The sequence below is a fragment of the Paenibacillus sp. 01T47 genome (assembly GCF_056398245.1).
In genome coordinates, this window is sequence record NZ_JBFTPA010000015.1 from 74,969 (window position 1) to 98,603 (window position 23,635).

At 44.6% G+C, this 23,635-nt stretch carries 26 protein-coding genes and 1 riboswitch; of the genes, 23 read left to right on the forward strand and 3 right to left on the reverse strand.

Annotated elements, in window-relative coordinates:
- Positions 1-21 precede the first annotated feature (21 nt).
- The 19 genes from lysA (at position 22) to AC1DOV_RS24750 (ending at position 18,045) form a co-directional block, all read left to right on the forward strand.
- Entirely contained in the window at positions 22-1,353 is a 1,332-nt protein-coding gene (lysA, locus tag AC1DOV_RS24660; RefSeq protein ID WP_076271388.1) for a diaminopimelate decarboxylase, read from the forward strand.
- A gap of 53 nt (positions 1,354-1,406) precedes the next feature.
- A complete protein-coding gene (locus AC1DOV_RS24665) occupies positions 1,407-1,838 on the forward strand; it encodes a peptidylprolyl isomerase (RefSeq protein ID WP_339203319.1) in 432 nt (143 codons plus the stop codon).
- A 33-nt stretch (positions 1,839-1,871) separates the two neighbouring features.
- Positions 1,872-2,080: riboswitch (FMN riboswitch) on the forward strand.
- A gap of 219 nt (positions 2,081-2,299) precedes the next feature.
- The gene (gene ribD, locus AC1DOV_RS24670) at positions 2,300-3,397 is read left to right on the forward strand and encodes a bifunctional diaminohydroxyphosphoribosylaminopyrimidine deaminase/5-amino-6-(5-phosphoribosylamino)uracil reductase RibD (RefSeq protein ID WP_477551296.1); all 1,098 of its coding nucleotides are present in this window, start codon (positions 2,300-2,302) and stop codon (positions 3,395-3,397) included.
- A gap of 95 nt (positions 3,398-3,492) precedes the next feature.
- Entirely contained in the window at positions 3,493-4,152 is a 660-nt protein-coding gene (ribE, locus tag AC1DOV_RS24675; protein ID WP_477551297.1) for a riboflavin synthase, read from the forward strand.
- 412 nt (positions 4,153-4,564) lie between these two features.
- Positions 4,565-5,800 carry a bifunctional 3,4-dihydroxy-2-butanone-4-phosphate synthase/GTP cyclohydrolase II gene (locus AC1DOV_RS24680; protein WP_076271384.1) on the forward strand — a complete coding sequence of 412 codons (1,236 nt, stop codon included), beginning with the start codon at positions 4,565-4,567 and terminating at the stop codon, positions 5,798-5,800.
- Between the two features lie 22 nt (positions 5,801-5,822).
- Positions 5,823-6,293: a 6,7-dimethyl-8-ribityllumazine synthase gene (ribH, locus tag AC1DOV_RS24685; protein ID WP_053376708.1), complete on the forward strand. Its 471-nt coding sequence runs from the start codon at positions 5,823-5,825 to the stop codon at positions 6,291-6,293.
- Positions 6,294-6,328: 35 nt separating this feature from the next.
- Positions 6,329-7,108: a segregation and condensation protein A gene (locus AC1DOV_RS24690; RefSeq protein WP_339203315.1), complete on the forward strand. Its 780-nt coding sequence runs from the start codon at positions 6,329-6,331 to the stop codon at positions 7,106-7,108.
- Positions 7,077-7,679 (forward strand): SMC-Scp complex subunit ScpB, encoded by a 603-nt coding sequence (gene scpB / locus AC1DOV_RS24695; RefSeq protein ID WP_076271382.1) that lies wholly within the window; start codon positions 7,077-7,079, stop codon positions 7,677-7,679. Before AC1DOV_RS24690 ends, scpB begins: the two co-directional genes overlap by 32 nt.
- 58 nt (positions 7,680-7,737) lie before the next feature.
- Entirely contained in the window at positions 7,738-8,430 is a 693-nt protein-coding gene (locus AC1DOV_RS24700; protein WP_339203312.1) for a DUF2953 domain-containing protein, read from the forward strand.
- Complete coding sequence (gene ytfJ, locus AC1DOV_RS24705; RefSeq protein ID WP_441883351.1) at positions 8,403-8,885, forward strand: GerW family sporulation protein; 483 nt, start codon at positions 8,403-8,405, stop codon at positions 8,883-8,885. Before AC1DOV_RS24700 ends, ytfJ begins: the two co-directional genes overlap by 28 nt.
- Before the next feature lie 129 nt (positions 8,886-9,014).
- Entirely contained in the window at positions 9,015-10,211 is a 1,197-nt protein-coding gene (locus AC1DOV_RS24710) for a D-alanyl-D-alanine carboxypeptidase family protein (RefSeq protein WP_477551298.1), read from the forward strand.
- A 71-nt stretch (positions 10,212-10,282) separates the two neighbouring features.
- Positions 10,283-10,942 carry a nucleoside recognition domain-containing protein gene (locus AC1DOV_RS24715; protein WP_477551299.1) on the forward strand — a complete coding sequence of 220 codons (660 nt, stop codon included), beginning with the start codon at positions 10,283-10,285 and terminating at the stop codon, positions 10,940-10,942.
- Positions 10,943-10,967: 25 nt separating this feature from the next.
- The gene (locus AC1DOV_RS24720; RefSeq protein WP_179089938.1) at positions 10,968-11,471 is read left to right on the forward strand and encodes a spore maturation protein; all 504 of its coding nucleotides are present in this window, start codon (positions 10,968-10,970) and stop codon (positions 11,469-11,471) included.
- Positions 11,472-11,525: 54 nt separating this feature from the next.
- The gene (locus AC1DOV_RS24725) at positions 11,526-12,272 is read left to right on the forward strand and encodes a pseudouridine synthase (RefSeq protein ID WP_054026970.1); all 747 of its coding nucleotides are present in this window, start codon (positions 11,526-11,528) and stop codon (positions 12,270-12,272) included.
- An 88-nt stretch (positions 12,273-12,360) separates the two neighbouring features.
- A complete protein-coding gene (locus AC1DOV_RS24730) occupies positions 12,361-12,891 on the forward strand; it encodes a redoxin domain-containing protein (RefSeq protein WP_441883358.1) in 531 nt (176 codons plus the stop codon).
- Between the two features lie 17 nt (positions 12,892-12,908).
- On the forward strand, positions 12,909-14,567 hold the full coding sequence (gene resB, locus AC1DOV_RS24735; protein WP_477551322.1) for a cytochrome c biogenesis protein ResB: 1,659 nt from the start codon (positions 12,909-12,911) through the stop codon (positions 14,565-14,567).
- Positions 14,564-15,823, forward strand: a complete 1,260-nt coding sequence (gene ccsA, locus AC1DOV_RS24740) for a cytochrome c biogenesis protein CcsA (protein ID WP_076271376.1) — start codon at positions 14,564-14,566, stop codon at positions 15,821-15,823. The genes resB and ccsA overlap by 4 nt, the downstream gene beginning before the upstream one ends.
- 38 nt (positions 15,824-15,861) lie before the next feature.
- The gene (locus AC1DOV_RS24745) at positions 15,862-16,578 is read left to right on the forward strand and encodes a response regulator transcription factor (protein ID WP_053376699.1); all 717 of its coding nucleotides are present in this window, start codon (positions 15,862-15,864) and stop codon (positions 16,576-16,578) included.
- A complete protein-coding gene (locus tag AC1DOV_RS24750; protein WP_339203305.1) occupies positions 16,579-18,045 on the forward strand; it encodes a HAMP domain-containing sensor histidine kinase in 1,467 nt (488 codons plus the stop codon). It abuts the gene before it with no gap.
- Positions 18,046-18,175: 130 nt separating this feature from the next.
- Here the strand turns inward: AC1DOV_RS24750 and serA are convergent, their stop codons facing one another.
- Positions 18,176-19,768, reverse strand: coding sequence for a phosphoglycerate dehydrogenase (serA, locus tag AC1DOV_RS24755; protein WP_477528133.1), 1,593 nt, complete (start codon positions 19,766-19,768; stop codon positions 18,176-18,178).
- Between the two features lie 240 nt (positions 19,769-20,008).
- On the opposite strand from serA, the gene AC1DOV_RS24760 reads away from it, so the two are divergent.
- Positions 20,009-20,335, forward strand: a complete 327-nt coding sequence (locus AC1DOV_RS24760) for a rhodanese-like domain-containing protein (RefSeq protein ID WP_339203303.1) — start codon at positions 20,009-20,011, stop codon at positions 20,333-20,335.
- 15 nt (positions 20,336-20,350) lie between these two features.
- On the opposite strand, the gene AC1DOV_RS24765 is transcribed toward AC1DOV_RS24760, so the two are convergent.
- A complete protein-coding gene (locus tag AC1DOV_RS24765) occupies positions 20,351-21,271 on the reverse strand; it encodes a hypothetical protein (RefSeq protein ID WP_441883365.1) in 921 nt (306 codons plus the stop codon).
- 111 nt (positions 21,272-21,382) lie between these two features.
- Here AC1DOV_RS24765 and AC1DOV_RS24770 point away from each other — a divergent pair, with 111 nt between their 5' ends.
- Together AC1DOV_RS24770 and AC1DOV_RS24775 are read left to right on the forward strand one after the other, a co-directional pair.
- Positions 21,383-21,976, forward strand: coding sequence for a lysostaphin resistance A-like protein (locus tag AC1DOV_RS24770; protein WP_477551300.1), 594 nt, complete (start codon positions 21,383-21,385; stop codon positions 21,974-21,976).
- Positions 21,973-22,206 carry a hypothetical protein gene (locus AC1DOV_RS24775; RefSeq protein ID WP_076271370.1) on the forward strand — a complete coding sequence of 78 codons (234 nt, stop codon included), beginning with the start codon at positions 21,973-21,975 and terminating at the stop codon, positions 22,204-22,206. Before AC1DOV_RS24770 ends, AC1DOV_RS24775 begins: the two co-directional genes overlap by 4 nt.
- Here AC1DOV_RS24775 and AC1DOV_RS24780 read toward each other — a convergent pair.
- Complete coding sequence (locus AC1DOV_RS24780) at positions 22,196-23,053, reverse strand: polysaccharide deacetylase family protein (RefSeq protein WP_477551301.1); 858 nt, start codon at positions 23,051-23,053, stop codon at positions 22,196-22,198. The genes AC1DOV_RS24775 and AC1DOV_RS24780 overlap by 11 nt on opposite strands.
- Before the next feature lie 177 nt (positions 23,054-23,230).
- Between AC1DOV_RS24780 and AC1DOV_RS24785 the strand changes: the two genes are divergently transcribed.
- The gene (locus AC1DOV_RS24785; RefSeq protein ID WP_339203298.1) at positions 23,231-23,554 is read left to right on the forward strand and encodes a hypothetical protein; all 324 of its coding nucleotides are present in this window, start codon (positions 23,231-23,233) and stop codon (positions 23,552-23,554) included.
- Positions 23,555-23,635 lie beyond the last annotated feature (81 nt).

Below are 23,635 nucleotides of genomic sequence, written 5' to 3' on the forward strand. Positions count from 1 at the left end.
GAAGAAAGCTGAGGGGAAATTATGTACCTGCATGGAACTAGTAATATTAACGAAAAAGGACATTTGGAAATTGGCGGCTGTGATGTAGCTGATTTGGCTGCACAGTTTGGTACGCCACTATATATTGTGGATGAGGCTCTTGTTCGTAAGCGCGCAAGCGAGTATGTAGAAGCCTTCAAAGCATCAGGTCTTAGATTTCAAGTCGCATACGCAAGCAAAGCGTTTAGTGTAATGGCAATGTGTGCGATTGCTGAGCAAGAAGGGCTGTCGCTGGATGTTGTATCCGACGGTGAGCTTTACACAGCAATGCAAGCAGGCTTCCCTGCTGAACGTATCCATTTCCACGGCAACAACAAAACGCCTGAGGAAATCAACATGGCGCTTGATGCTGGTATCGGCTGCTTTGTAGTTGACAATTTCATGGAGCTTCAGCTTCTGAATGCTCTTGCTGGCGATAAAGGCAAGAAAGTAAACATTCTACTTCGTATCACGCCTGGCGTTGAAGCACATACGCATGACTATATTTCTACTGGACAAACGGATTCAAAATTTGGTTTCGACCTTGGCAATGGCGCGGCGAAACAAGCGATTCAAGAAGCAATTGCTTTGCCTAACCTGATTGTTTTGGGCGTTCATTCCCATATTGGATCGCAAATTTTCGAAGTTGAAGGCTTCCGTATGGCTGTGGACAAGGTTGCTGATTTCGCGGTTGAGATTCGTAATGAGCTTAACCTAACGTTTAAAGTAATCAATCTTGGCGGCGGCTTTGGTATTCGTTATGTTGATGGCGACACACCATTGCCAATCAGCGAATATGTTGCGGCAATTACTGGCGCTATCATTTCGAAGTTTACAGATGCCGAGTTCCCATTGCCTGAGATTTGGGTAGAGCCGGGCCGCAGTATGGTTGGCGATGCAGGAACAACTTTGTATACAGTTGGTACAAGCAAAAATATTCCAGGTGTACGTAAATACATTGCAGTAGACGGTGGTATGACGGACAACCCTCGCCCAGCGCTATACCAATCCAAATATGAAGCAGTACTCGCTAATCGTGCGAATGAAGCTGCTGAAGAAACGGTTTCCATCGCGGGCAAATGCTGCGAGAGTGGCGACATGCTCATTTGGGATTTGGAATTGCCTAAAGCAAAAAATGGCGACTTACTTGCTGTTTTCTGTACGGGTGCTTATAATTATGCAATGGCGAGCAACTATAACCGCATTCGTCGTCCGGCTGTCGTTTTCGTTAAAGATGGTCAGGCAGACCTTGCTGTTAAGCGTGAATCGCTTGAAAATATCGTTTGCAATGACGTCATTCCGGCAAGACTTCAAAAATCATCGCTTGCGAAATAAGAGCGAAATTGGTAACGTAGTCTTATTCGGATAAAAGAAAGGTAGATGCAGCAATGGCTAAACAAGCAAAAATCACACTAGCAAACGGCGGAGAGGTTCTTATCGATCTATTCGATCAAGACGCGCCGAACACAGTAGCAAACTTTGAAAAGCTTGCTAACGAAGGTTTTTACAACGGTCTTACTTTCCACCGTGTTATCCCAGGTTTCGTCGCTCAAGGCGGATGTCCAAACGGAACAGGTACAGGCGGTCCTGGATACCAAATCGATTGTGAAATCAACCCTAATAAGCATGAGCGCGGTTCTCTAGCAATGGCGCATGCTGGTCGCAATACAGGCGGCAGCCAATTCTATATCGGTTATGCACCACAACCGCATTTGGATGGCGGACATACTGTTTTTGGCAAGGTTTCAAAAGGTATGGAGTTTGTTGATGCTTTCAAAGGCGGAGACAAAATGGAAAAGGTTGAAGTCGAAACGATTTAATGTTAAGATACTAACTATAATATTGTAAGTGCAGCAATCCTTCGGGGTCAGGTGAAATTCCTAACCGGCGGTGATCGGGAAGGCACAGAATATCGGATAACCGAATTTCTGTGCCTCTCGTCAGTCCGTGACCCGGTTTAAACGGCATTTTATCCAAGATCATTTGGATAGAATACGATTAGAACGGTGGACCTGGTGAAACTCCGGGACCGACAGTACAGTCTGGATGGGAGAAGGGGATGCTTCGACAGCTACAATTTACTGCTTATTTGTATGTGTTTTATTTCACATACATATTAGGTTAGTTTATTTAGTGTACTTTACAAACCGATTTCGCAATTTTGCGACGTAAGATAGCGACGGCTCTCAAAGCCGACAACATCGATCGGTTTTGTCGTAGTTCTCGTTTTATCTTTCATCACCCCTGTCGGATCGTATGCCGATGGGGGTGTTTTTTGTTTATGGACATTTTAAATGATGAATATTATATGGGATTAGCGTTGGATATGGCTGCAAAAGCTTCGGGTCAAACCGGCATTAATCCTGTTGTCGGCTGCGTCGTCGTAAAGGATGGTGCCATTGTCGGCATTGGCACGCATCTAAAGCGAGGGACCGGTCATGCTGAAGTGCATGCGCTTCAGATGGCGGGAGATGCGGCTGAAGGAGCAACCGTTTATGTAACGTTAGAGCCATGCAGCCATTTTGGAAAGACACCTCCATGCTGTGAACGTATCATTGATGCGAAAGCTGCAAGGGTTGTAGTCGCAAGCGGCGATCCCAATCCAGCAGTGTCAGGCCGAGGCATTGCAAGGCTTCGTGAAGAAGGGATCGACGTTACGGTTGGCGTATTCGAGCAAAGATCGCAGCAAATGAATGAAAAATTTAATAAGTACATTACGACCCGTCTCCCATTCGTTACTTTAAAAACTGCGAGTACGCTTGATGGCAAAATTGCTTCCCATTCAGGCGATAGCCGATGGGTGACTGGTGCAGTTGCTCGCGAGCAGGTTCATACGCTGCGTCATCAGCATGAAGCCATTATGGTTGGCATAGGAACAGTACTTGCGGACGATCCGCTGCTCAATACGAGAGCATCTGTCCCTGCAATTGATCCGATACGTATTATCGTGGATTCAGCACTAAGGCTGCCGCTTAATGCCAGAGTTGTAACGGATCGCTCAATTAGAACGATTGTTTTAACTTCCAGCCAAGCAAGCTTGGACAATCGCCAAGCGCTTGAAGCAGCAGGGATTGAGGTCATCATTTGCGGCACGGGAGCAAAAGTAGATCTCAGTGAAGGGATGAAGAAGCTGGGAGAGCTTGAAATCGGCTCAGTCTTGCTTGAGGGCGGCGGTCAATTAAATGGTGCAATGTTAGAGGCAGGTCTTATTGATAAAATCATGCTGTATTACGCGACCAAGATTATCGGCGGCTTGGATGCACCAGGTACATTTACTTTCGCTGGGTTCGAAAAAATGGCCGATGCTATTTCCCTAGATCGAGTAAGCGTAGAAATGGCCGGCGAGGACATTTGCGTCTCGGGATATCCAGTTTATTAAGGATAAGGCGTTGAACAAATCTCTGGCATAATCGCAGGATTTATGTTGTTTTGAAGTAGGTTTGCTGCATTAGCGAACCTTTGAGGAGGAAACCCATGTTTACCGGATTAGTGGAAGAAGTGGGAAAGATGAAAGGAATCACGAAGCAAGGCGAAGCGATGAGGCTGGTCATCGGAGCATCACTTGTAACTGACGGTGTTAAGCTAGGTGATAGCATCTCGGTTAATGGCATTTGTTTAACGGTAACGTCGTTTGACGGTGCATCATTTGCAGCTGACGTGATGCCTGAGACTTATCGCAAGTCTAATCTTCATCAGCTTCGTGCTGGCGAACAAGTGAATTTAGAGAGAGCGATGCAAGCTGGCGGACGTTTTGGCGGTCATATCGTACAGGGGCATGTTGATGGAACCGGGAAAATAACTTCACGAGAAACGGATGCTAATGCTGTTGTTTATAAAATCCATATCGACGACGCAGACATGCTGCGTTATGTGATTCCAAAAGGCTCGATCACGATTGATGGTATAAGCCTTACTGTAGTGAATACATCATCACATACGTTATCCGTATCGATTATTCCACACACATTAGGCGAAACGGCCTTACAGCATAAGCGTGCAGGCGATACCGTAAATATCGAATGTGATGTCATTGGCAAGTACGTCGATCACCTGCTTCATTTTAAGCAGCCAGAAGCCTTGCCAGCCAAAGCCAAGCTCACTACATCTTTTCTAATGGAAAATGGTTTTTTGTAAATAAGTTAGTCAAGTATCAGTAGTGTCTGGTCTGGTTGTCTTGAAAACTCGAGTGCTCAAACAGCAAGCGTGTCACGCAGGGACGAAAGCGATCTTTAATCAGTATTTTTATTTAATTGAACTTACAACTAGGCTGCACAAACAGTAAGCGTGTCCCGCAGGGACGAAAGCGATCTTTAACCAAGGTTAGCACACAGCCACCTGAGTCATGCCTACGTTAGTCCAGTTGTAGGTGTCCAGAGGACGCAGTCCTTGGGGCCCTCCCTTGGAAGGGAGGGTTTGGGTGGGTTCGAAAAGCCTTTAAGGTTTGGTATTAAACTGGTTTTAAACTTTAATTAAACTTTAAAATAACCTTTGAAGGCAAGGTAGAAGCCTTATTAAGGTTTGGTTGTCACAAAGGAGGGAAACCCATATGGAACAAACAGATAAAAAACCATTTGATTCAGTTGAAGCTGCTTTAGCTGATCTTAAGCTTGGCAAGCCGATTATTGTCGTTGACGACGAGGATCGGGAAAATGAGGGCGACCTTATTGCACTTGCTGATACAATGACGCCTGAGGTCATTAATTTTATGATTACAGAGGCTAGAGGTCTTGTGTGTGTTCCGATTACGCAAGAGCGAGCAGACCAGCTTGACCTTCCGCCAATGGTTACGCATAATACCGATTATCACGGAACGGCATTTACCGTTTCCGTTGATTATATTGGAACAACTACTGGGATTTCCGCATTTGAACGCTCAGAAACGGTTAAAGCGCTCATTGATCCAACGACGAAAGCAGCAGATTTCCGCAGGCCAGGTCATATTTTCCCCTTGATTGCAAGACCTGGTGGCGTACTTCGCCGTGCTGGACATACGGAGGCGGCTATAGATTTGGCGGTCATGTGCGGTTCGGCGCCTGCAGCAGCGATTTGTGAAATCATTAATGAAGACGGCACGATGTCTCGTTTGCCAGATTTGCTTGTCTTTAAAGAAAAGCACAATCTGAAGCTCATCACGATTCAAGAGCTGATTCAATATCGCAACGAGAAAGAAAAGCTTGTTGAGCGAGCGGTAGATGTGAAGCTGCCAACTGATTTTGGCACCTTCCGCGCTATTGCTTATACAAATTTAGTGGATAACAAAGAGCATATCGCACTCGTTAAAGGCGACATCGATCCTGAACGTCCCTTGCTTGTGCGGGTTCACTCTGAATGCTTAACCGGTGATGTATTTCATTCGCATCGTTGCGACTGCGGACCGCAGCTTGAAGCGGCGCTTAAACAGATCGAAGAAGCAGGCAGCGGCGTTCTGCTTTATATGCGCCAAGAGGGCAGAGGCATTGGTCTGATTAACAAATTGAAGGCCTATGCACTGCAAGAAGAAGGTTTTGATACGGTTGATGCTAATTTAAAGCTTGGCTTTCCGGCAGATTTGCGCGATTATGGTATAGGCGCACAAATTTTGAAGGATCTTGGCGTTCGCCAAATGCGGTTGATGACGAACAATCCTCGGAAAATTAAAGGTCTTGAAGGCTACGGACTAGAGGTTGTAGAACGTATTCCTATACAAATGGAGTTAAAGGAAGATAATAAAAGTTATCTCCGCACAAAGAAATCTAAGCTTGGTCATTTACTTAGCTTTGAAGATATTGACTACATCATTTAAAATAATGGAAGGAAGATGACAAATGACACGAATTTATGAGGGACATTTAGTATCAGAAGGTTTAAAATATGGAGTAGTAGTAGGACGTTTTAACGAGTTTATTTCAAGCAAGCTGCTTGGAGGCGCACTTGATGCTTTCAAACGTCATGGCGCACAGGATTCAGATGTTGAGGTAGCATGGGTGCCGGGAGCGTTTGAAATTCCTTTAATCGCGCAAAAAATGGCAGAAAGCGGAAAGTATGATGCTGTCATTACGCTTGGCGCTGTTATTCGTGGTTCAACACCGCATTTCGATTTTGTTTGCAACGAAGCAGCAAAGGGTGTTGCGGCAATCGCTTTGAAAACAGGCATTCCGACTATTTTTGGTGTATTGACTGTTGATTCGATTGAACAGGCCATTGAGCGTGCAGGTACAAAAGCAGGCAACAAAGGTTATGAGGCTGCTACAAGCGCAATTGAAATGGCGAACCTAACCAAACAATTGCAAGGCTAAGCAGCGAAGATAAGGCTAGGCGGGAGGAAATGTAAGTGTCAGTGCTTTATAAGCTGGATTCTTTTGAGGGGCCGCTGGATCTGCTGCTTCACTTGATCGACAAGGCGGAGATCGATATCCATGAGGTGTCTATCAGTGAGATTACAATTCAATATATGGATTATCTTCATGCGATGAAAGAGCTCGAGCTTGAGGTCACGAGTGAATTTTTAGTTATGGCGGCAACCCTTTTGGCGATAAAGAGCAAGCAGCTACTTCCAAAGCCGCCTGTATTTGAGGAAGACTATGAGGATTGGCCGGATGACGGATTGGATCCACGCGATGAGCTCATCCAGAAGCTCGTAGAATACCGGAAATTCAAACAAATAGCCGAGCAGCTGCGCGAGAAGGAATTCGAGCGCAGCCTTGTCTATTCAAGGGAACCTGAGGATATGACGCCATTTTTGAAAGAAGAGATTGTTAATCCGGTAGAGGGTCTTCACTTGTCGGATTTGATTACTGCCTTTCAAAAGGCGCTGCGCCGCGCATCAAGGCGTAATGTCGTTGCTACCATTCATCGCGACGAGATTTCCGTTAAAGATCGAATACGGGACATTGTCGAGGTGCTCAAGCAATTCGAAACGGTTCGTTTTTCACGGCTTATTCGCGAGAACATGGACAGGCATGAAATCGTGGTTACTTTTCTAGCCATTCTAGAATTAATGAAAATGAAACATATTCGTTGTTTTCAGCATCAGTTATTTGACGACATCGTCATTCATTGGAGAGGAGAGTCGTCGCAAATTGGATTATCCGAAGTTGAAGACAATTATTGAGGGCCTGCTGTTTATGGCAGGTGATGAAGGCCTTACGAAGCGGCAGCTAGCTGATATTTTGGAGCTGGATGCCGAGCTCGCTTCCGATTTGGTTTATGATTTGCAGCGCGATTTGGAGCGCGAGGGGCGCGGTATTCAAATCGCAGAGGTGGCAGCCTCCTATCGGCTGACGACTCATTTGGAGCATGCGCCTTATTTTGAGCGTATGGCATACACTCCTACGAGATCGCAGCTGTCACAAGCTGCATTAGAAACGCTGTCCATCGTCGCTTATCGCCAGCCGATAACAAGAATATCGATTGAAGAAATTCGCGGCGTAAAGAGCGACAGAGCGATTCAATCGCTTGTATCAAAGGATTTAATCGAAGAGGTTGGCCGCGCCGAGCAGATTGGCAGACCTATTTTGTACGGAACAACGAAATCATTTTTAGATTATTTTGGATTGCCGTCCATAAAAGAATTGCCAGAACCAGGCAGCGTTGATATTGATGATGCCTTGGAGGAACAAACGCAGCTGCTATTCGAGAGATTAGATGGCACGCAGATGACAATTGAAGAAATAAAAGAATGAGATTTGGCCGCCGGGTCATACTATATTCAACCCATATTAGGGAAACGGAGGAAGCATCATGATGCTCGGTTACCCCTACGGTTGGATGACGGCGGTCGGTCTCTTTTTTTTGCTCATTTTGGTCGTCTGCCTCACTTCGCAGGTCGAATTAAGAGGCCATCTGAGGAGAATTGATCAAAACGATGATTTTGAGTTGAATATAAAGGCCTTATTTGGAATCCTCAGATACCGCTTTAAAGTGCCGATTATTCAGTTCACAGGAACCTCCATCCAACTTAAGGAACAGGTTTCAAAAAAGAATGTGGCCGTTGACACTTGGAAACAATATAACGAGGACATTGACGCAGAAAAAATAGCGCATCTAATGGAAAGAACAAAACATCTGTTACAAATGACGAAAAACTTAACGGGATGGGTTAGAAAATCGCTGACGAAGGTCCGTCTTTTAGAATGGAACTGGTCCACATCAGTAGGAACCGGTGACGCGATGTGGACGGCTATGGCGACTGGATTTGTTTGGTCCATAAAAACATCAATCATTGGCGTATTGTCCCAAATGGTTAAACTCAAAACGGAACCGAAAATGATGGTTCAGCCTATTTATCAACGATCTGCTTTTACAACGGAATGGTCATGCATAGCTCAAATCCGCTTCGGTTATGCTATTCTTGCCGGACTGCAGCTTTTAGTTCGGATGAGGAAATTGAAAGGAGGCGTCAAGGTATGGCAGAACATCCTATTCAAGGCTTAATGCAAACCGCAATGGAAAATATTAAAGAGATGGTTGACGTCAATACTATTGTAGGCGACCCTGTCCAAACGCCGGATGGCAGTATTATTATGCCGATCTCCAAAGTAGGCTTTGGGTTTGTAGCAGGAGGCAGTGACATTCGATTAGATGATGCCGATCATAAGAACGGCTCTCAATCTGATGCACAGCATGCTTCCGTTTCGCTTCCATTCGGCGGCGGTAGCGGTGGCGGCGTGTCGATTACGCCAATTGCTTTCTTGGTCGTAGGAACACATGGCGTAAAAATTGTTCCGCTCGATAATCAAACACATCTGCTTGAGCGGGTAATCGACTCAGCTCCGCATGTATTTGATAAGCTGCAATCGATGATGAAGCAGCCTTCGAGTACAGGTGTATACACGGATACGTCTCCAACTGTGATCAGTGAACGTGTCGAAGCAAACGAACACAACTGATGACATAACTGCCCGAGAGGGCAGTTTTTCATTTTTGTTAGCTACTTTTCGTCTAGAGCCACATGTACAGGCATATACTGAAATACGCACACACAAGCTTTATCTACTATCGCTGCGGGAGGGGCAAGTATGAATATGAATTTCAAAAAACTGCAACGATTTGTTGCAGTTGGATTGTTATCTGCTTTATTGGTTGGGACAAGCGTATTGCCCCCAGTTAGCGCAAATCCAAGCAAGTTGTATACGAATGCTAAGGCATCGGCTCTCATTGATGTCGAGTCAGGCAGAGTTTTGTATAGCAGTGATGGCGATACCCCGATGCGGATAGCAAGCTTAACGAAAATCATGACAGCTATTGTTGCAATAGATCATGGGAAGCTGACTGATATGGTGAAGACAAGCAAACGAGCAGTTGGTAAAGAGGGTTCTTCGATTTATCTTCAGCTTGGCGAAGAAATGAGTTTGCATCATATGTTGTATGGTCTGATGCTCAGGTCCGGCAACGATGCGGCAACGGCAATCGCAGAGCATGTTGGTGGATCGGAGGAAGGTTTTGTTCATTTAATGAATGAGAAAGCGACCTTTCTAGGTTTGAAACATACGCAATTTAAAAATCCGCATGGGCTGGATGATGATGAGCATTATTCCTCAGCTAATGATTTGGCCAAGCTGACTGCATATGCTTTGAAAAATGACATATTTGCAGAAATCGTAAGCACGCGCGTAAAAAAAGTGCCTAATCCGCATGAGAAATGGGAGTACAGCTACACGAACAAAAATAAAATGCTAACGATGTATGAGGGTGCTGACGGTGTGAAAACGGGGTATACCAAAAAATCATTGCGCTGCTTAGTTAGCTCCGCCACTAGGAATGGTCAACAGCTTGCTGCTGTGACGATAAATGACAGCGATGATTGGGCAGATCACCGGAAAATGCTCGATTGGGGTTTTGGTCATTATCCGCTTCAAGAGATAGCAGTTAAAGGGCAGCAAGTTTCTGGTTACCCTTATGCTGTTGGACAATCTTTTAAATACCCGCTGGAAGAGCAGGAAACGGGAAATGTTCAATCACGTCTTGTGCTGCTTGAAGCAGGAACAACACGATATTTGTTAGGAGAGCGCGGATTTCTGGAATGGTATTTAAACGAGCAGCAAATTGGTGTTGTTCCTGTGTATGATCCAAACAGCAGCAGACTTCAACTTTCAATGACATCACAAAAATCATTACAATCGCTGGCTGATTTTCAAAAAGCAAACAAGCTTGATCAGCGCGGGCCGATATTTGGCTCTATTATCAAAGTATTAGATGCATTATTTGAGCATTAGCATGCAATCTGCGCGGGAGACGCTGATTGCTTGCAAAACAGTATAGGTGCGTAGAGGGGGAGGCGACCTAAATGGTTAACTGGATTTGGTTGTTTTTCATCGTAGCGAGCGTTGTAGTAGCTGCGATAACGGGTAAGATGGATGCGGTAACGCAAGCAGCTTTCGAGGGAGCCAAGTCGGGTGTCACCGTGAGCTTCGGATTAATTAGTATCATGGTGTTTTGGCTTGGCATGATGCGAATAGCGGAGGATGCAGGGCTGCTGCGTACACTTGCTCGAATGCTCGGGCCTGTGGTGCGCAAGCTTTTTCCTGACGTTCCTCCCAATCACCCAGCTCTCGGATATATAATGAGTAATTTAAGCGCTAATCTCTTTGGGTTAGGAAATGCAGCCACGCCAATGGGAATAAAAGCGATGCAGGAGCTTCAGAAGCTTAATCCTGATCCTGCTACAGCAACTCCAGCGATGTGCACGCTGCTTGCACTAAATACATCCAGCATTACGATCATTCCCACCACGCTTATTGCCATTCGAATGAATTATGGTTCAGCTAACCCTGCTGAAATTATCGGTACAACGCTGGCAGCGACATTTGTTGCTACTACGGCTGCAATACTTGCCGACCGCTGGTATCGAAGGAAATCACCACCGCCGCCAATAGCTCCATTGCCACCTAGACCTGAGAATAAGAAGTCGGCTTCACCAGCTTCCGGAGGTGAGGCAATTGTATAATATTTTTACAAGCTTATCCGCATGGATGATTCCTGCCATTATCGTATTTATTCCGCTTTATGCAGCTTTAAGACGCAAAGTACCTGTCTATGAAACGTTTGTTGAAGGAGCCAAGGATGGCTTCGGAACAGCGATTAATATCATTCCTCATTTGGTTGGCATGATGGTTGCTATCAGTATGTTTCGCTCATCTGGAGCCTTGGAATTGCTGCTTTCTACAGTTCGACCTCTCTTTGATTGGGTTGGTATTCCAAGCGAGGTGCTGCCGCTCGGGATTTTGCGGCCTTTGACTGGCGCAGGCTCGTTAGCCTTCACGACTGACCTTATTCAGAACTTTGGCCCGGATTCTATGATCGGCAGAATTGCTTCCACAATTCAAGGCAGCACGGATACAACCCTGTATGTGCTTACTGTATATTTTGGAGCGATTGGAATAAGAAAGTCACGTTATGCGTTAAAAGTTGGTTTATTTTCCGATATAGTAGGTTTTTTCGCAGCAATTTTCATTTGCTTATACATATTCGGCTAGTGAAGCTTGTACTTTCGCCTTCATATCGTTATGATGGAGATTGAGGTGAAAGCATTGGAACGTTTACAGAAAATATTAGCAGCAGCGGGAATTGCATCCCGTCGCAAATGTGAAGAAATGATTTTGGCAGGAATGGTTGAAGTTAATGGTGAGAAGGTTACGACGCTAGGCGTTAAGGCTGATCCAGCGGTTGATGCAATTACGGTTAACGGCAAGCCGATTCGGAGCGAGAAGAAGCTCTATCTCATGCTTAACAAATCCAAGGGAGTCATAACTAGCGCCAAAGATCCACAAGGCCGCAAAGTGGTTTCTGATTTCTTGCCAGGTATTAAAGAGCGAGTATATCCGGTCGGTCGATTGGATTATGATACGGAAGGACTTCTTATCCTAACGAATGATGGCGAATTCGCTAATTTGTTAACACATCCAAGTCATCATGTTCCCAAAACATACCGTGCGACCGTTAAGGGCGTTCCTCATGGAACGGCATTGGAGCAATTGCAAAAAGGGATTAAGCTAGAGGATGGCATGACCGCGCCTGCAGAAGTGGAATATCACGACGTAGATACGGACGGAAATGAAGCAACGATTACAATTACGATTTTTGAAGGCCGGAACCGTCAGGTTCGCCGGATGTTTGAAGCTATTGGACATAAGGTGATTAGGCTGAAAAGAATTCGTTTTGGCGAAGTTGGACTTGAAAACCTAGGCAGAGGAAAGTATCGTCATCTCACGCCTCAGGAAATTAAAGAATTGCTTGCGATAGCGCAAAGCAAGACACATAAAGTTCATAAAAAGTAATCGACGGCGGCAGTAATTGCCGTCGACTTTTCGTTATAATGGTAATATTCGTGGCTGCATAGAAAGAAGCTGGTGGTGAAAAACAATTATGGGAAAATCGCGCAAGACGGTACAAATTGTCATTTTGATTGCCGTCTTGATCATAGGTGGGTACGCAATTGGATCTACCTTATTTGACGCGGATGACAAAGGTCCTTTAAAGGAAGGCGGGAAGCCGCCTGCATTTGAGCTTGTTGATTTAGAGGGCAATCTTAAACAACTGTCTGATTATGAGGGGAAAGCTGTCGTCATTAATTTCTGGGGCACATTCTGTCCACCGTGCGTGAAGGAAATGCCGGAGTTTGAACGACAGTACGCGAAATGGAAGGATCAAGGCCTTGTGATTTTAGCTATAAATTTAAGCGAGGACACATTGACCGTGAACAATTTTGTCCGTCGTTTTGATTTGAACTATCCGATTCTGCGCGATGTAAATCGCAAAACAGAACGCAGCTATGGTCTAAAGTCATACCCTACTACTTTTTTCATTAATCCAAATGGGACGATTATGGAAATAAAAGTAGGAGGCATGACGGAAGAGGAAATTGATGAACGGATTGAACGGCTTCTTCAGCTGTAGGAGGTATTATTGTGTTAGTGGTTGAAAACACAAAATGTGAGTGCGGTCATCAAAATTCGATAGGCACCGTACTATGTGAAAGCTGCGGCAAACCGCTTGTAAACGATACGTTTTCCGATTTGCCGTTAGAAATGCGTTACGATGGTGTTGCTCGTCGATCGCAAAAAAGCAATCCCAATTATATCGATAAAATATGGAATTTTTTCTCGTCAGTCAAAATTGCGATTTATTTGATCGTTATTACCTTTTTGACTGCGATGCTTGGAACAATTTATCCACAGGAAAACACATTCATAAATAATTTAGATCCATCCGTTTATTATGAAGAAACTTATGGATTTCTTGGCAAAATGTATTATTTGCTAGGATTATCGCATACGTACGAATCCTGGTGGTTCATTGGCTTGCTTGTGATGATTGGCACCTCACTCGTTATTTGCAGCTTGGATCGTGTGCTTCCGCTTTATCGGGCGCTCAGCAAGCAGCAAATTCGTAAGCATCTGCAGTTTATTCATCGTCAAAAGACGGTATTTAAATATCAGATTGAAGGCGATGAGGAAAAATGGGTTGAAAATTTCGGCATGCAGCTGAAGCGCAAAGGTTATCGCATTCATCGAGATGGCTCTGCGCTGCTTGCGGAGAAAAATCGTTTTAGCCGCTGGGGACCCTATATCAACCACATCGGCCTTATCTTGTTTCTTCTAGCCATATTGGCAAGAAGCATTCCAAGCTGGCAAATGGATAGCTACATAATGGTCCCTGATGGGGATACGGTCCAAATAGCGAATACGAATTATTATGTTAAAAACGAAAAGTTTACTGTAGAGTATTATAAAGACGAAGAATTGCCGGACAAGCTTAAAGGCATAAGCCGTGCGAAGCTTTTTGAGACAAAAGCGGTTCTTTATGAATGCGTTAGCAACTGCAGTGACCAAATAAAGAAACCAGAGCTTAAAGAAGTAGAGCGGCATAATATTATCGTCAACGAGCCGCTTAAGTACAAAGGATTAAAGCTGTATCAATTTGATTATGATACAACGCCTCGCTTGAACGCTGTGCATCCTATTCTCATAGATAAAGCGACGGGAGAGAAATACGGTCCGTTCGATCTTCCAATGAAGGATTCAGCGCTGCAGCATAAGCTTGGGCCATACACCCTTGATCTATATGCGAATTACATGGAATTTGCAATTGGCGACAATGGCGAGCCAACGACTTTGTCACGTGATCCGATTGCTCCGGCGTTCGTATACACGGTTAAAGGTCCAGGACTTGATCCAAAAGGCGAGCCGTATATGTATTTCCCGATGCAAAAGGATAAAGTTAAATTTTCGCAGGATGCCATTAATCACGGTATCGCGGATAAGATAGAAATTCGAGTGGACGGCATGGAAAATGTAGATTTCTCTGAAGCATCCACTTACTTGAACGTAAGGATGGATAAGGCGCTGCCATATGTTTGGGTCGGTGCAGTGTTCTCTATGCTCGGCTTGCTGATGGGGTCCTATTGGCAGCACCGCCGAATTTGGCTGCGAGTGGACAATGGAGAGCTTTCATTGGGCGCTCATACGAATAAAAACTGGTACGGTATGCGCTCAGATGTAGCGGGAGCCCTTAAAAAAATAGGGATAACCGTAGATCCGAAGTCGCTAGATAACGGAGGGAACAACGCGTGAGCTTAGTCGATTTTAGCAGCGACGCATTTATTGTCGCATTTTTCCTGTATTGCTTCGCATTTATGTTTTATGTCATTGCCATTGCGGGTAAGAAATGGAGCAATCGTGATCCTTTGCAGCATGAGAAGCGTTGGGGACGAATTGCATTCATTACTTCGAGTCTTGGTCTTGCATCGCATTTGACCTTCTTCTTTACAAGATGGGCTGGAAGCGGCCAAATTCCAACGAGCAATATGTATGAATTCATGACTTTCCTTGGAATGGCAATCATGATTGCATTTACGATCGTCTTCAGTATTTACAGAAAACCGCTGCTGGGCATGTTCTCATTGCCGCTAACTGTAATTATTGTTGCTTATGCCTCTGTGTTTCCGCAAGAGGTACAGCCGCTAATACCGGCTCTAAACAACTACTGGCTAAAAGTACATGTAACGACAGCCGCTCTCGGCGAAGCATTTTTTGCCGTTGGTTTTGCTGCCGGCCTCATGTATTTGCTAAGAGTGGTTGATTTCAAAAGCAAAACAAAAGAAGCAAAAAGATCGCAGTTCTGGGTCGAGTTCTCTTTATATACGATTATTCTAATTGTAGGTTTTATCGTCGCTGTATTCGCGTTCCGCGGAATGGGCTATGAAGCGAAATTTATTCAAGAAACATCTACTATTGATGCCAAAGGAATAGAGTCGACGACTTCGGAGACAGTAAATTATACACTGCCGCCAATTGTTAAACCTTATAACAGCCAGGTGGTCGAATATGAATCATTCCTCGGCATGAGCAAGCCATTATTCGAAGCACCATCTTGGATGGAAGGCGCAAATTCAGGACGCAAGTTTAATACCGTTATATGGACGATTATTTCAGGCTCCTTGCTTTATGGCTTGCTGCGCTTAGTATTCAGAAAGCCGCTCGGAGCGGTCATTCATCCTGTTATGGATGGCGTAGATCCAGAAGATTTGGATGAAATCAGCTACAGATCCATCGCAATTGGATTTCCGATCTTTACACTCGGTGCATTAATATTCGCGATGATATGGGCCAATATTGCTTGGGGCCGTTTCTGGGGCTGGGACCCGAAAGAGGTTTGGGCTTTAATCACTTGGTTGTACTACAGTGCGTATTTGCATTTCCGTTTATCGCGCGGCTGGCAGGGAAAACCTTCTGCATGGCTCGCTGTAATCGGCTTCGTGGTTGTACTATTTACGCTTGTTGGGGTTAACCTCGTCATTGCAGGTTTGCATTCCTATTCTGGTGTTTAGAACTTAGATTGAACTTAGATTGAGAGGAGAATTGCCCTATGTCTGATTATTCAAGCCGTATTTTGGTCGTAGATGATGAAGAACGGATCCGTCGCTTGCTCAAAATGTATTTAGAGAAGGAAGGCTACACAATCGACGAGGCAGAAGACGGAGAAACTGCCCTAAGATTAGCTTCAAATACGGATTACGCGCTCATTCTGCTTGATGTGATGCTGCCAGGAATCGACGGCGTAGAAGTGTGCTCTCGTCTGCGTCAAGTGAAGGCTACTCCTGTCATTATGCTAACGGCTAAAGGTGAAGAAATGAACCGTGTGCAGGGCTTTGAGGTTGGCGCGGACGATTATGTCGTCAAGCCTTTTAGTCCACGCGAGGTTATCTACCGAGTGAAGGCTATCTTGAGACGTTCCTCGGCTACTGCGTTCTTAACAAAAGAAATTAATTCAAGCAATAACATCGTATTCCCACATTTGGTTATTGAGCATGATGCTCACCGTGTAACAGCTGGTGGACAAGAGGTAAGCTTAACGCCTAAAGAATATGAGCTGCTGCATTACTTGGCAGTTTCGCCTGATAAAGTGTTCTCTCGTGAAGAGCTTTTGAAGGATGTATGGAACTATGAGTTTTTCGGTGACTTGCGGACAGTCGACACCCATGTAAAACGTTTGCGCGAGAAATTGAATAAAGTGTCTCCTGATGCGGCATCCATGATTACTACCGTTTGGGGAGTCGGCTATAAGCTAGAGGTACCTAAGTAAATGAGCTTGTGGCATCGTTCGATTGGCAAGTTGTACCGCAGTGTAGTTGGAAAGCTCTGGGCGACAATCATGCTGCTTGTTGCTGTCGTATTGCTTATCGTTGGCGTATTTTTACTTCAATACGTTGACATATGGTTTAAAGAAAACAATACGCATCAGGTGAAAGTTCTTTTTGTTGTAACAGCGATTATCGGATTTTTGTTATCAACATTTTTTGCTTTCTTCTTATCCAAAAAAATTCAACAGCCGCTGCTTCAACTAAAGGATGCAGCGGTATCGATTTCTCAAGGCAATTATACAACCCGAGTTCATATACGCTCCAGCGATGAGATCGGTGAGCTTGCGGATACGTTTAACCATATGACGGAGCAGTTGAATAAGCTGATTCATGACATCAATCATGAGAAAAACCATCTTGCGAGCATTTTGCGAAGCATGGGAGATTCAGTTATTACCTTCGACGCGGAAGGCAAAGTCATACTCACGAATCCAGTTGGTCATTTGCTAATCAATCAGTGGTCAGGAGTAGAGCTTGCTTGGCAAGAGGATGAGTCCGAAAGCTCGACTTCATATTCCGAGGTTCCAATGCCGCTCCGCGAGTTGTTTCAAAGAGTGATGGAAGAGGGCAGGGATGTTACCGATAAGGTTCATGTTCTAAGCAGCGTGTGGTCAGTTGTAATGGCTCCGCTGCAGTCGAAGGATGTTATTCGCGGGGCTGTTGCCGTTATCCGTAACGTAACGGAGGAGCATAAGCTTGAGAAGCTGAGACGAGATTTTGTGGCTAATATCTCACATGAGATCAGAACGCCGCTATCGATGCTGCAAGGCTATAGTGAAGCATTGCTTGATGATATTGTCGTTTCGGAGGAAGATCGCAAGGAGCTCGTTCAAGTTATTTATGATGAATCTCTGCGAATGGGCAGACTCGTAAATGATTTCCTGGATATCGCTAGAATGGAAGCCGGCCACGTCGATATGAACTTCCAAGAGATAGATCTCGCACATGTCTTGAAGCGGGTACATCGGAAATTCCAGGTGTATGCGAAGGAGCGCGAAGTGAGGCTGGTCGCGGATCTGCCCAATGAGTCGCTGCTTGTAAAGGAAGCTGATGAGGATAGATTGGAGCAAGTATTAACTAATCTTCTCGACAACGCATTGCGGCATACGCCATCGGGCAAGTCGATTACTATTTCAGGTCAGCATGCAAACGTAAACGGAAGACAGTATGTGGAGCTTCGCGTCAGAGACGAGGGGCAGGGGATTCCAACCGAGGATGTGCCTTTTATATTCGAACGCTTCTATAAGGCGGATAAAGCGCGTAAACGCGGCTCATCAAGTGGAACGGGACTTGGACTTGCCATCGTAAAAAATTTGATCGATCTTCATCAGGGTCGAATTGTAGTTGAAAGCAGTGCGGGCACAGGCACATCGTTTACAATCTTACTTCCTGTCGAAGCTCATCAATAGTTGTCAAAGCGCTCCTGTTGGGGCGCTTTTTTTGTAGAAAGCAGAAGATAATTCTTGTTGTTCGTGAAACAAAAGAAGAGCCTGCCGAATGAATCGGCAGGCTCTTCTCCTATATAGTAAACAAATTTATTTAAAAAAGTGTAATTTCTTTGGCTGTGTTTAGCTCAGGCATGCTTGTAAGCTGCTCAAGCACTTCCTTAGGTGTCGCTTTATCCACACGCAGAACCATGATAGCGGAGCCGCCAACAAGCTGACGACCTACTTGCATCGTTGCAATGTTAACGTCATTGTTGCCCAGAAGCGTTCCAACTCGTCCGATAATACCAGGCTTATCGTTATGCGAGATTAGAATTAGGTTTCCTTCAGGCGTCACATCAACTGGGAACTTGTCGATTTGGACAATACGAGGTCCGTAACCAGTGAGCAATGTGCCGGAAACAACACGTTCTTCTTTTTTCGTACGAAGGGACACGGTTACCAGGTTCGTAAAGTCTTTCGAAGCATGCGATTTTTGAACGACGATGTTTACATCGCGCACTTTCGCCAGGTGAAGGGAGTTAACCACATTAACCTGCTCTGCGCCAAGATGATGCGCTAGAACGCCGCGAACGATATAACGAGTAAGTGGCTGCGTATCAACCTCTGCAAGCTCACCAGCATAACCTACAACGATTTCGGTAACAGCACCTTCAGTTGATTGTGCAATAAAGTTGCCAAGCTTCTCGCCAAGTGTAAAGTACGGCTGAAGAATGCTTTGCAGGTTTGCCGGAATCGGAGGCATGTTAACTGCATTGATAAATGGCTCGCTGCGGAGAATGTGAAGCACTTGCTCCGAAACGTCAATCGCAACGTTTTCTTGTGCTTCAACAGTCGAAGCGCCAAGATGCGGAGTTACGATAATTTTTGGATGTGTCAAGAAAGGATGGTCATTAGCAGGAGGCTCCACTTCGAACACGTCGAATGCGGCGCCAGCGACAATACCTGCATCCACTGCATCAACCAAAGCAATCTCATCGATGATGCCGCCGCGCGCGCAGTTTACAATACGCATGCCGGGCTTCATTACTTCAAATTGAGCTTTGCCGATCATATGGCGAGTTTCAGGCGTTAAAGGTGTATGTACAGTCATAAAATCTGCACCTCTAACAATTTCATCCACGCTAGCAAGCTTCACGCCGATTTTTGTTGCTCTTTCTTCTGTCATAAACGGGTCATAACCCAAAATATCCATGCCGAAGGCTTTTGCGCGTTTGGCAACTTCGCTGCCGATACGTCCCATACCGAGTACGCCTAGCGTTTTGCCGCGAAGCTCAACGCCTAGGAAGGATTTGCGATCCCATGTTCCATTTACTGTTTTCATGTACGCTTGTGGAATATGACGGGCTACCGCCATCATCATAGCAAATGTATGCTCACAAGTTGTAATGGTGTTGCCATCTGGTGCATTGATTACGATGATACCGCGCTGAGTTGCTGCGTCTAGGTCAATATTATCGACGCCAACACCTGCACGGCCAACTACTTTAAGCAGTTTGCCAGCTTCCATAATTTTTGCTGTTACGCGGGTTTGGCTACGTACTAGCAACGCATCGTATTCACCAATAATTGCAACTAATTCGTCTTCGCTGAGTCCAGGTTTTTTGTCGACTGCGACATCTGACGCATCAACAAGCTGCTGAATGCCCAAATCGCTGATTGGATCGGAAACTAACACTTTAAACATGTGAAGTATGCCTCCTAAAATGGGGCGAAGCTATTAGGCTTCGCTTAATATGAACAGAAAAACCCTCTACCCGGCACCGTTGTGCAGCAGCGGGTCGAGAGTTTGATCATCGAACTTAGACTTTTCTATTTTAAAGCAATGTGGTGGACAAAAGCAATCCTCAAACTTGCTGAATTGTGAAAATTTCGTTATGATTCAAGCATCATTAGCAACAATTTACGACATTGGAGGTCTTTATTCATGACGAAATGGCAGGATGTGACACCGCAATTTTTGCTTGAACTGCTAGGGAATGGACAAGTAGAAGCAAGTCAAATCATAGATGTAAGAGAAGAGTTTGAATGGGAGTTTTATCATTTGGAGACATCAAAATTAATTCCAATGAACACGATTCCTGTGCGTCTGAATGAGCTTGACGACACGCTGCCTATTTATATCATCTGCGCACATGGCGTACGAAGTGTAGCGGTTTGCAATTACTTAGAAGAAAAAGGCTACAGCAGCCTTCACAACGTTACCGGTGGGATGGCGGCTATAGCCTCTTTACAAGGGTTTCAATATGATTAACAAAAGAATTGGAATTTAATTTGTTTCAGGGTAGAAAAAAGGCAGCTGCGGCAGAAGTGCCTGTTGATAAAGCCTTGATTTGCTCTCATTGAAGTCACCTGAACGAACGGCTTCCGTATTAATCAACAAATCAACAACAGCAGATACGGAATGCAATTTTAACTTAGTTGCTTGTCCAGATTGGACAAGCTCATCTACTCGACTTGTTAAATCGTGCGGATAATAGGCAGTAAGTTTTTTGCGAGTCATTAGCTGATCAGCCATTACTTTGTTTTTTATCGTAATGTTAAAGTTTTTCCATGCTGACAGTTCCAGCAGAGCTGGAGCCTTGTATTCTGAAGGAATATCAAGATCTACCGTTGCTGACCATTTCAGCATAGCGGAGTAATATTGCTGCTGAGCGTTTAGTGCAAATTGAGCGGCAGAGAGATAGGTTTTATCTTGTTCGACATTTTTCATCAATTCATTAAAGGATAATTTCTTTGCACTAGCCGCTGCGTTGACAGCAGCTTCATTAAATAGTTTAAGACTTCGTATGTAACTAACCTGAGCTTCTCCGAGCAGTGGAGATTTTTGCATATCAATCGAGCTTGCTTCATCTGCTTTGGTACTAGCAAGTCTTGCCAAATCTTTAAACATAGAAGTTGCTTCAAATGACTTTCCTTGCGATAATTTGTTCATAGCTGCGAACCATTCGTTTTGAAATTCACGATAAGGCAGAAATACAGTATGATAGAACGATACCAAGTCTTGTTGCTGGTAAGGGGTTGCTGAAGCGGTTGTTGTTTTTGCGTCATCTGCTTCATTCACATAGCGGGCTTTAGTCTTTTCAGTGCCAATTTGAATGCCATAGAAAAAGGCTCCAACTGTACAAATAAGTAGAAATACAAATCCAACACTGAATAACATTGCGGTTGTCGTTAATTTTTTTTCCATCTCTATCTCTATCTCCTTCTATGTAAAAAAATAATTCTGTCGATTTGTTCTACCAGTATAGGTGAAAAGGTCGAAAAAGAAAATATGAACGTTCCAGACAGGCGGGAAGCTATGAAGAAATTTGATATTCGCAATATTCGCATTCGAAAGGTGTCCGTTGATGAGCTAGATGACCGCATGCTGTTAATCAATTTATATGCTACGCAAGCATTTACTTTTATTATCGGTTTAATATGGGTTTTATTTCAGCATCAAAATGTGATTGCTTTATTTACGCCTCCAAAGGAGCTTGCTTTTGTTTATTGGGGTGCAGGCTTAGCAGCAGCTGTTATCATAGTTGATCTGCTTATTTCGCGCTTTGTTCCAGAAGAAGCAAGCGATGATGGCGGTGTAAATGATCATATTTTTCGGACGCGGAAGGTTTGGCATATTGCAGTTATTTCCTTAGTTGTAGCTATTTGTGAGGAATTGCTCTTTCGCGGGGCGATTCAGCATGCCATAGGTCCCTATTGGACAAGCATAATTTTTGCTACTATTCATGTAAGGTATTTAAAACATTGGATTCCCACCGGACTCGTATTTTCGATTAGCTATGGCTTAGGCTGGATTTATATGGAATCAGGTACGATTTGGGCACCGATTATTGCACACTTTTTGATCGATTTCATCATGGGTTTAATTATAAGATTCAGGAGGGAGTCATGAGCAGGAAAGAAAAGTTTGGAAATTCGAGAGCTTCAGCACAGCATGAAGAGACGGCAGAGCCGTCCATCATCGGAACGGATTCCAATCAGGGAGAAGCTCTGCCGCCTCGGCGAAAGAAACATCCTACACAAATGAATAAGGTTACAAAGTTTTATTACAATTTATTGTTCCTATTGTTTGTAAGTTTAGTTGGTGGACTTTTTTGGTATGGCTTAAAATTTAGCGAGTGACCTCAATGGTGGCTGGATCAATGAATCCGTAGCCTTTGTTTTCAAGAGAGGTGAGCAACTCATCAAGAGCATCGGCAGTCCATTGCAGCTCATGCATAAGTATGTTGGCGCCGGGATGCAGCTGCTCCAGCACATTTTTAATGACAACTTCAGGCTTGTTTTTGGCCGTTTTATCCCAATCAAGGGAACCATTTGACCACGTCATGTAAAGCATGCCGTGGTTTTTTGCAATTTCCTTGACCGTATCACCGCCAGAGCCGTACGGAGGGCGGAAAAACAATGGTTTTTTATCTATTAAAGCCTCGACATATGTTTGAACATCGCCGATTTGCTGTTCAACGACTTCTTTAGCTTCTTTTTTCAAATCGTTATGATCCCAAGAGTGGTTGCCGATTGTTTGTCCGCGTTCATCAATGAGCTTCAACAAATTGGGATTTTTTTTCACCCGATAACCATTTACGAAAAAAATCGCTTTCGCCTTATGTTTATCAAGGGTATCGAGCATGCTGGTTAAGACGGTTTCGTCTTTTGGCCCATCATCGAAAGTAAGCAAAACAACCTTGCTTGATGTACTCTCCTCAATCGGTACGAAGCGATAGGCTTCGCTCATTCGATATAGTGCTGTTATGCTGGTTTCCTGCTCACTCGAAGCGGTTGGCGTAGGTTCCTCACTCGTTACGACTGTATCATCGTTTATTGCATTGTTTGAGCTTTGTGAAGTCTCGGGTACGGCTGCTGTCTCAGTGGCTTCAGTTGAAGACTGCAGGCTCTCGTTTTGCTGCTGCGCACTGCAGGCCGTTAGAAGCGACCCGAGAAGCAGAATGATTATAGGCAGGTTACGCTTCATGATGCTTGCCCTCCATAATTTTGATGTAAATGCTGCTGAAACGACATCATTGTATCATATTTGCCTAATAGAAGGATAAGGATGATTTCCTTATTTTATATGGAATGGCGCTTCTGCTTGTCGGTCAAACTAACAACTGAATACGCAAGATGAATTAGGAAAGAGGTGTTCGAGATCATGAGGTTAAGTGGCTTTTTAGTCGGTGGAATAATTGGCGCAGCAGCAACGGTATATCTCTCGCGCAGAAAGCCTGGAGCAGTATCATGGGCAGCACATGCGTTTTCTGACGTTTGTTCCAATGTTGCACGCAATTCTGTTGCGAAAATGATGAGTAAATCTGTGAAGGAAAATGCGTCTGCGCTTTCCCCAAAGCATTCAGACGATACCGCCGTAAAATCCGAAGCCGCTTGGGGACAAATTGAGGCTATCGTAAACAGCGATCCCTCATTGAAGAAGGAAGCGGACAAGATCAAAGCGGAATCGTCAGCCTTTTCCCACTAAGTAAAGCAGTAAGCATGCAGAATCGTAGGGACGCAAAGCAGAAATGCGATGCGATCAAACGATTCTTTTTTTCGTTCATTA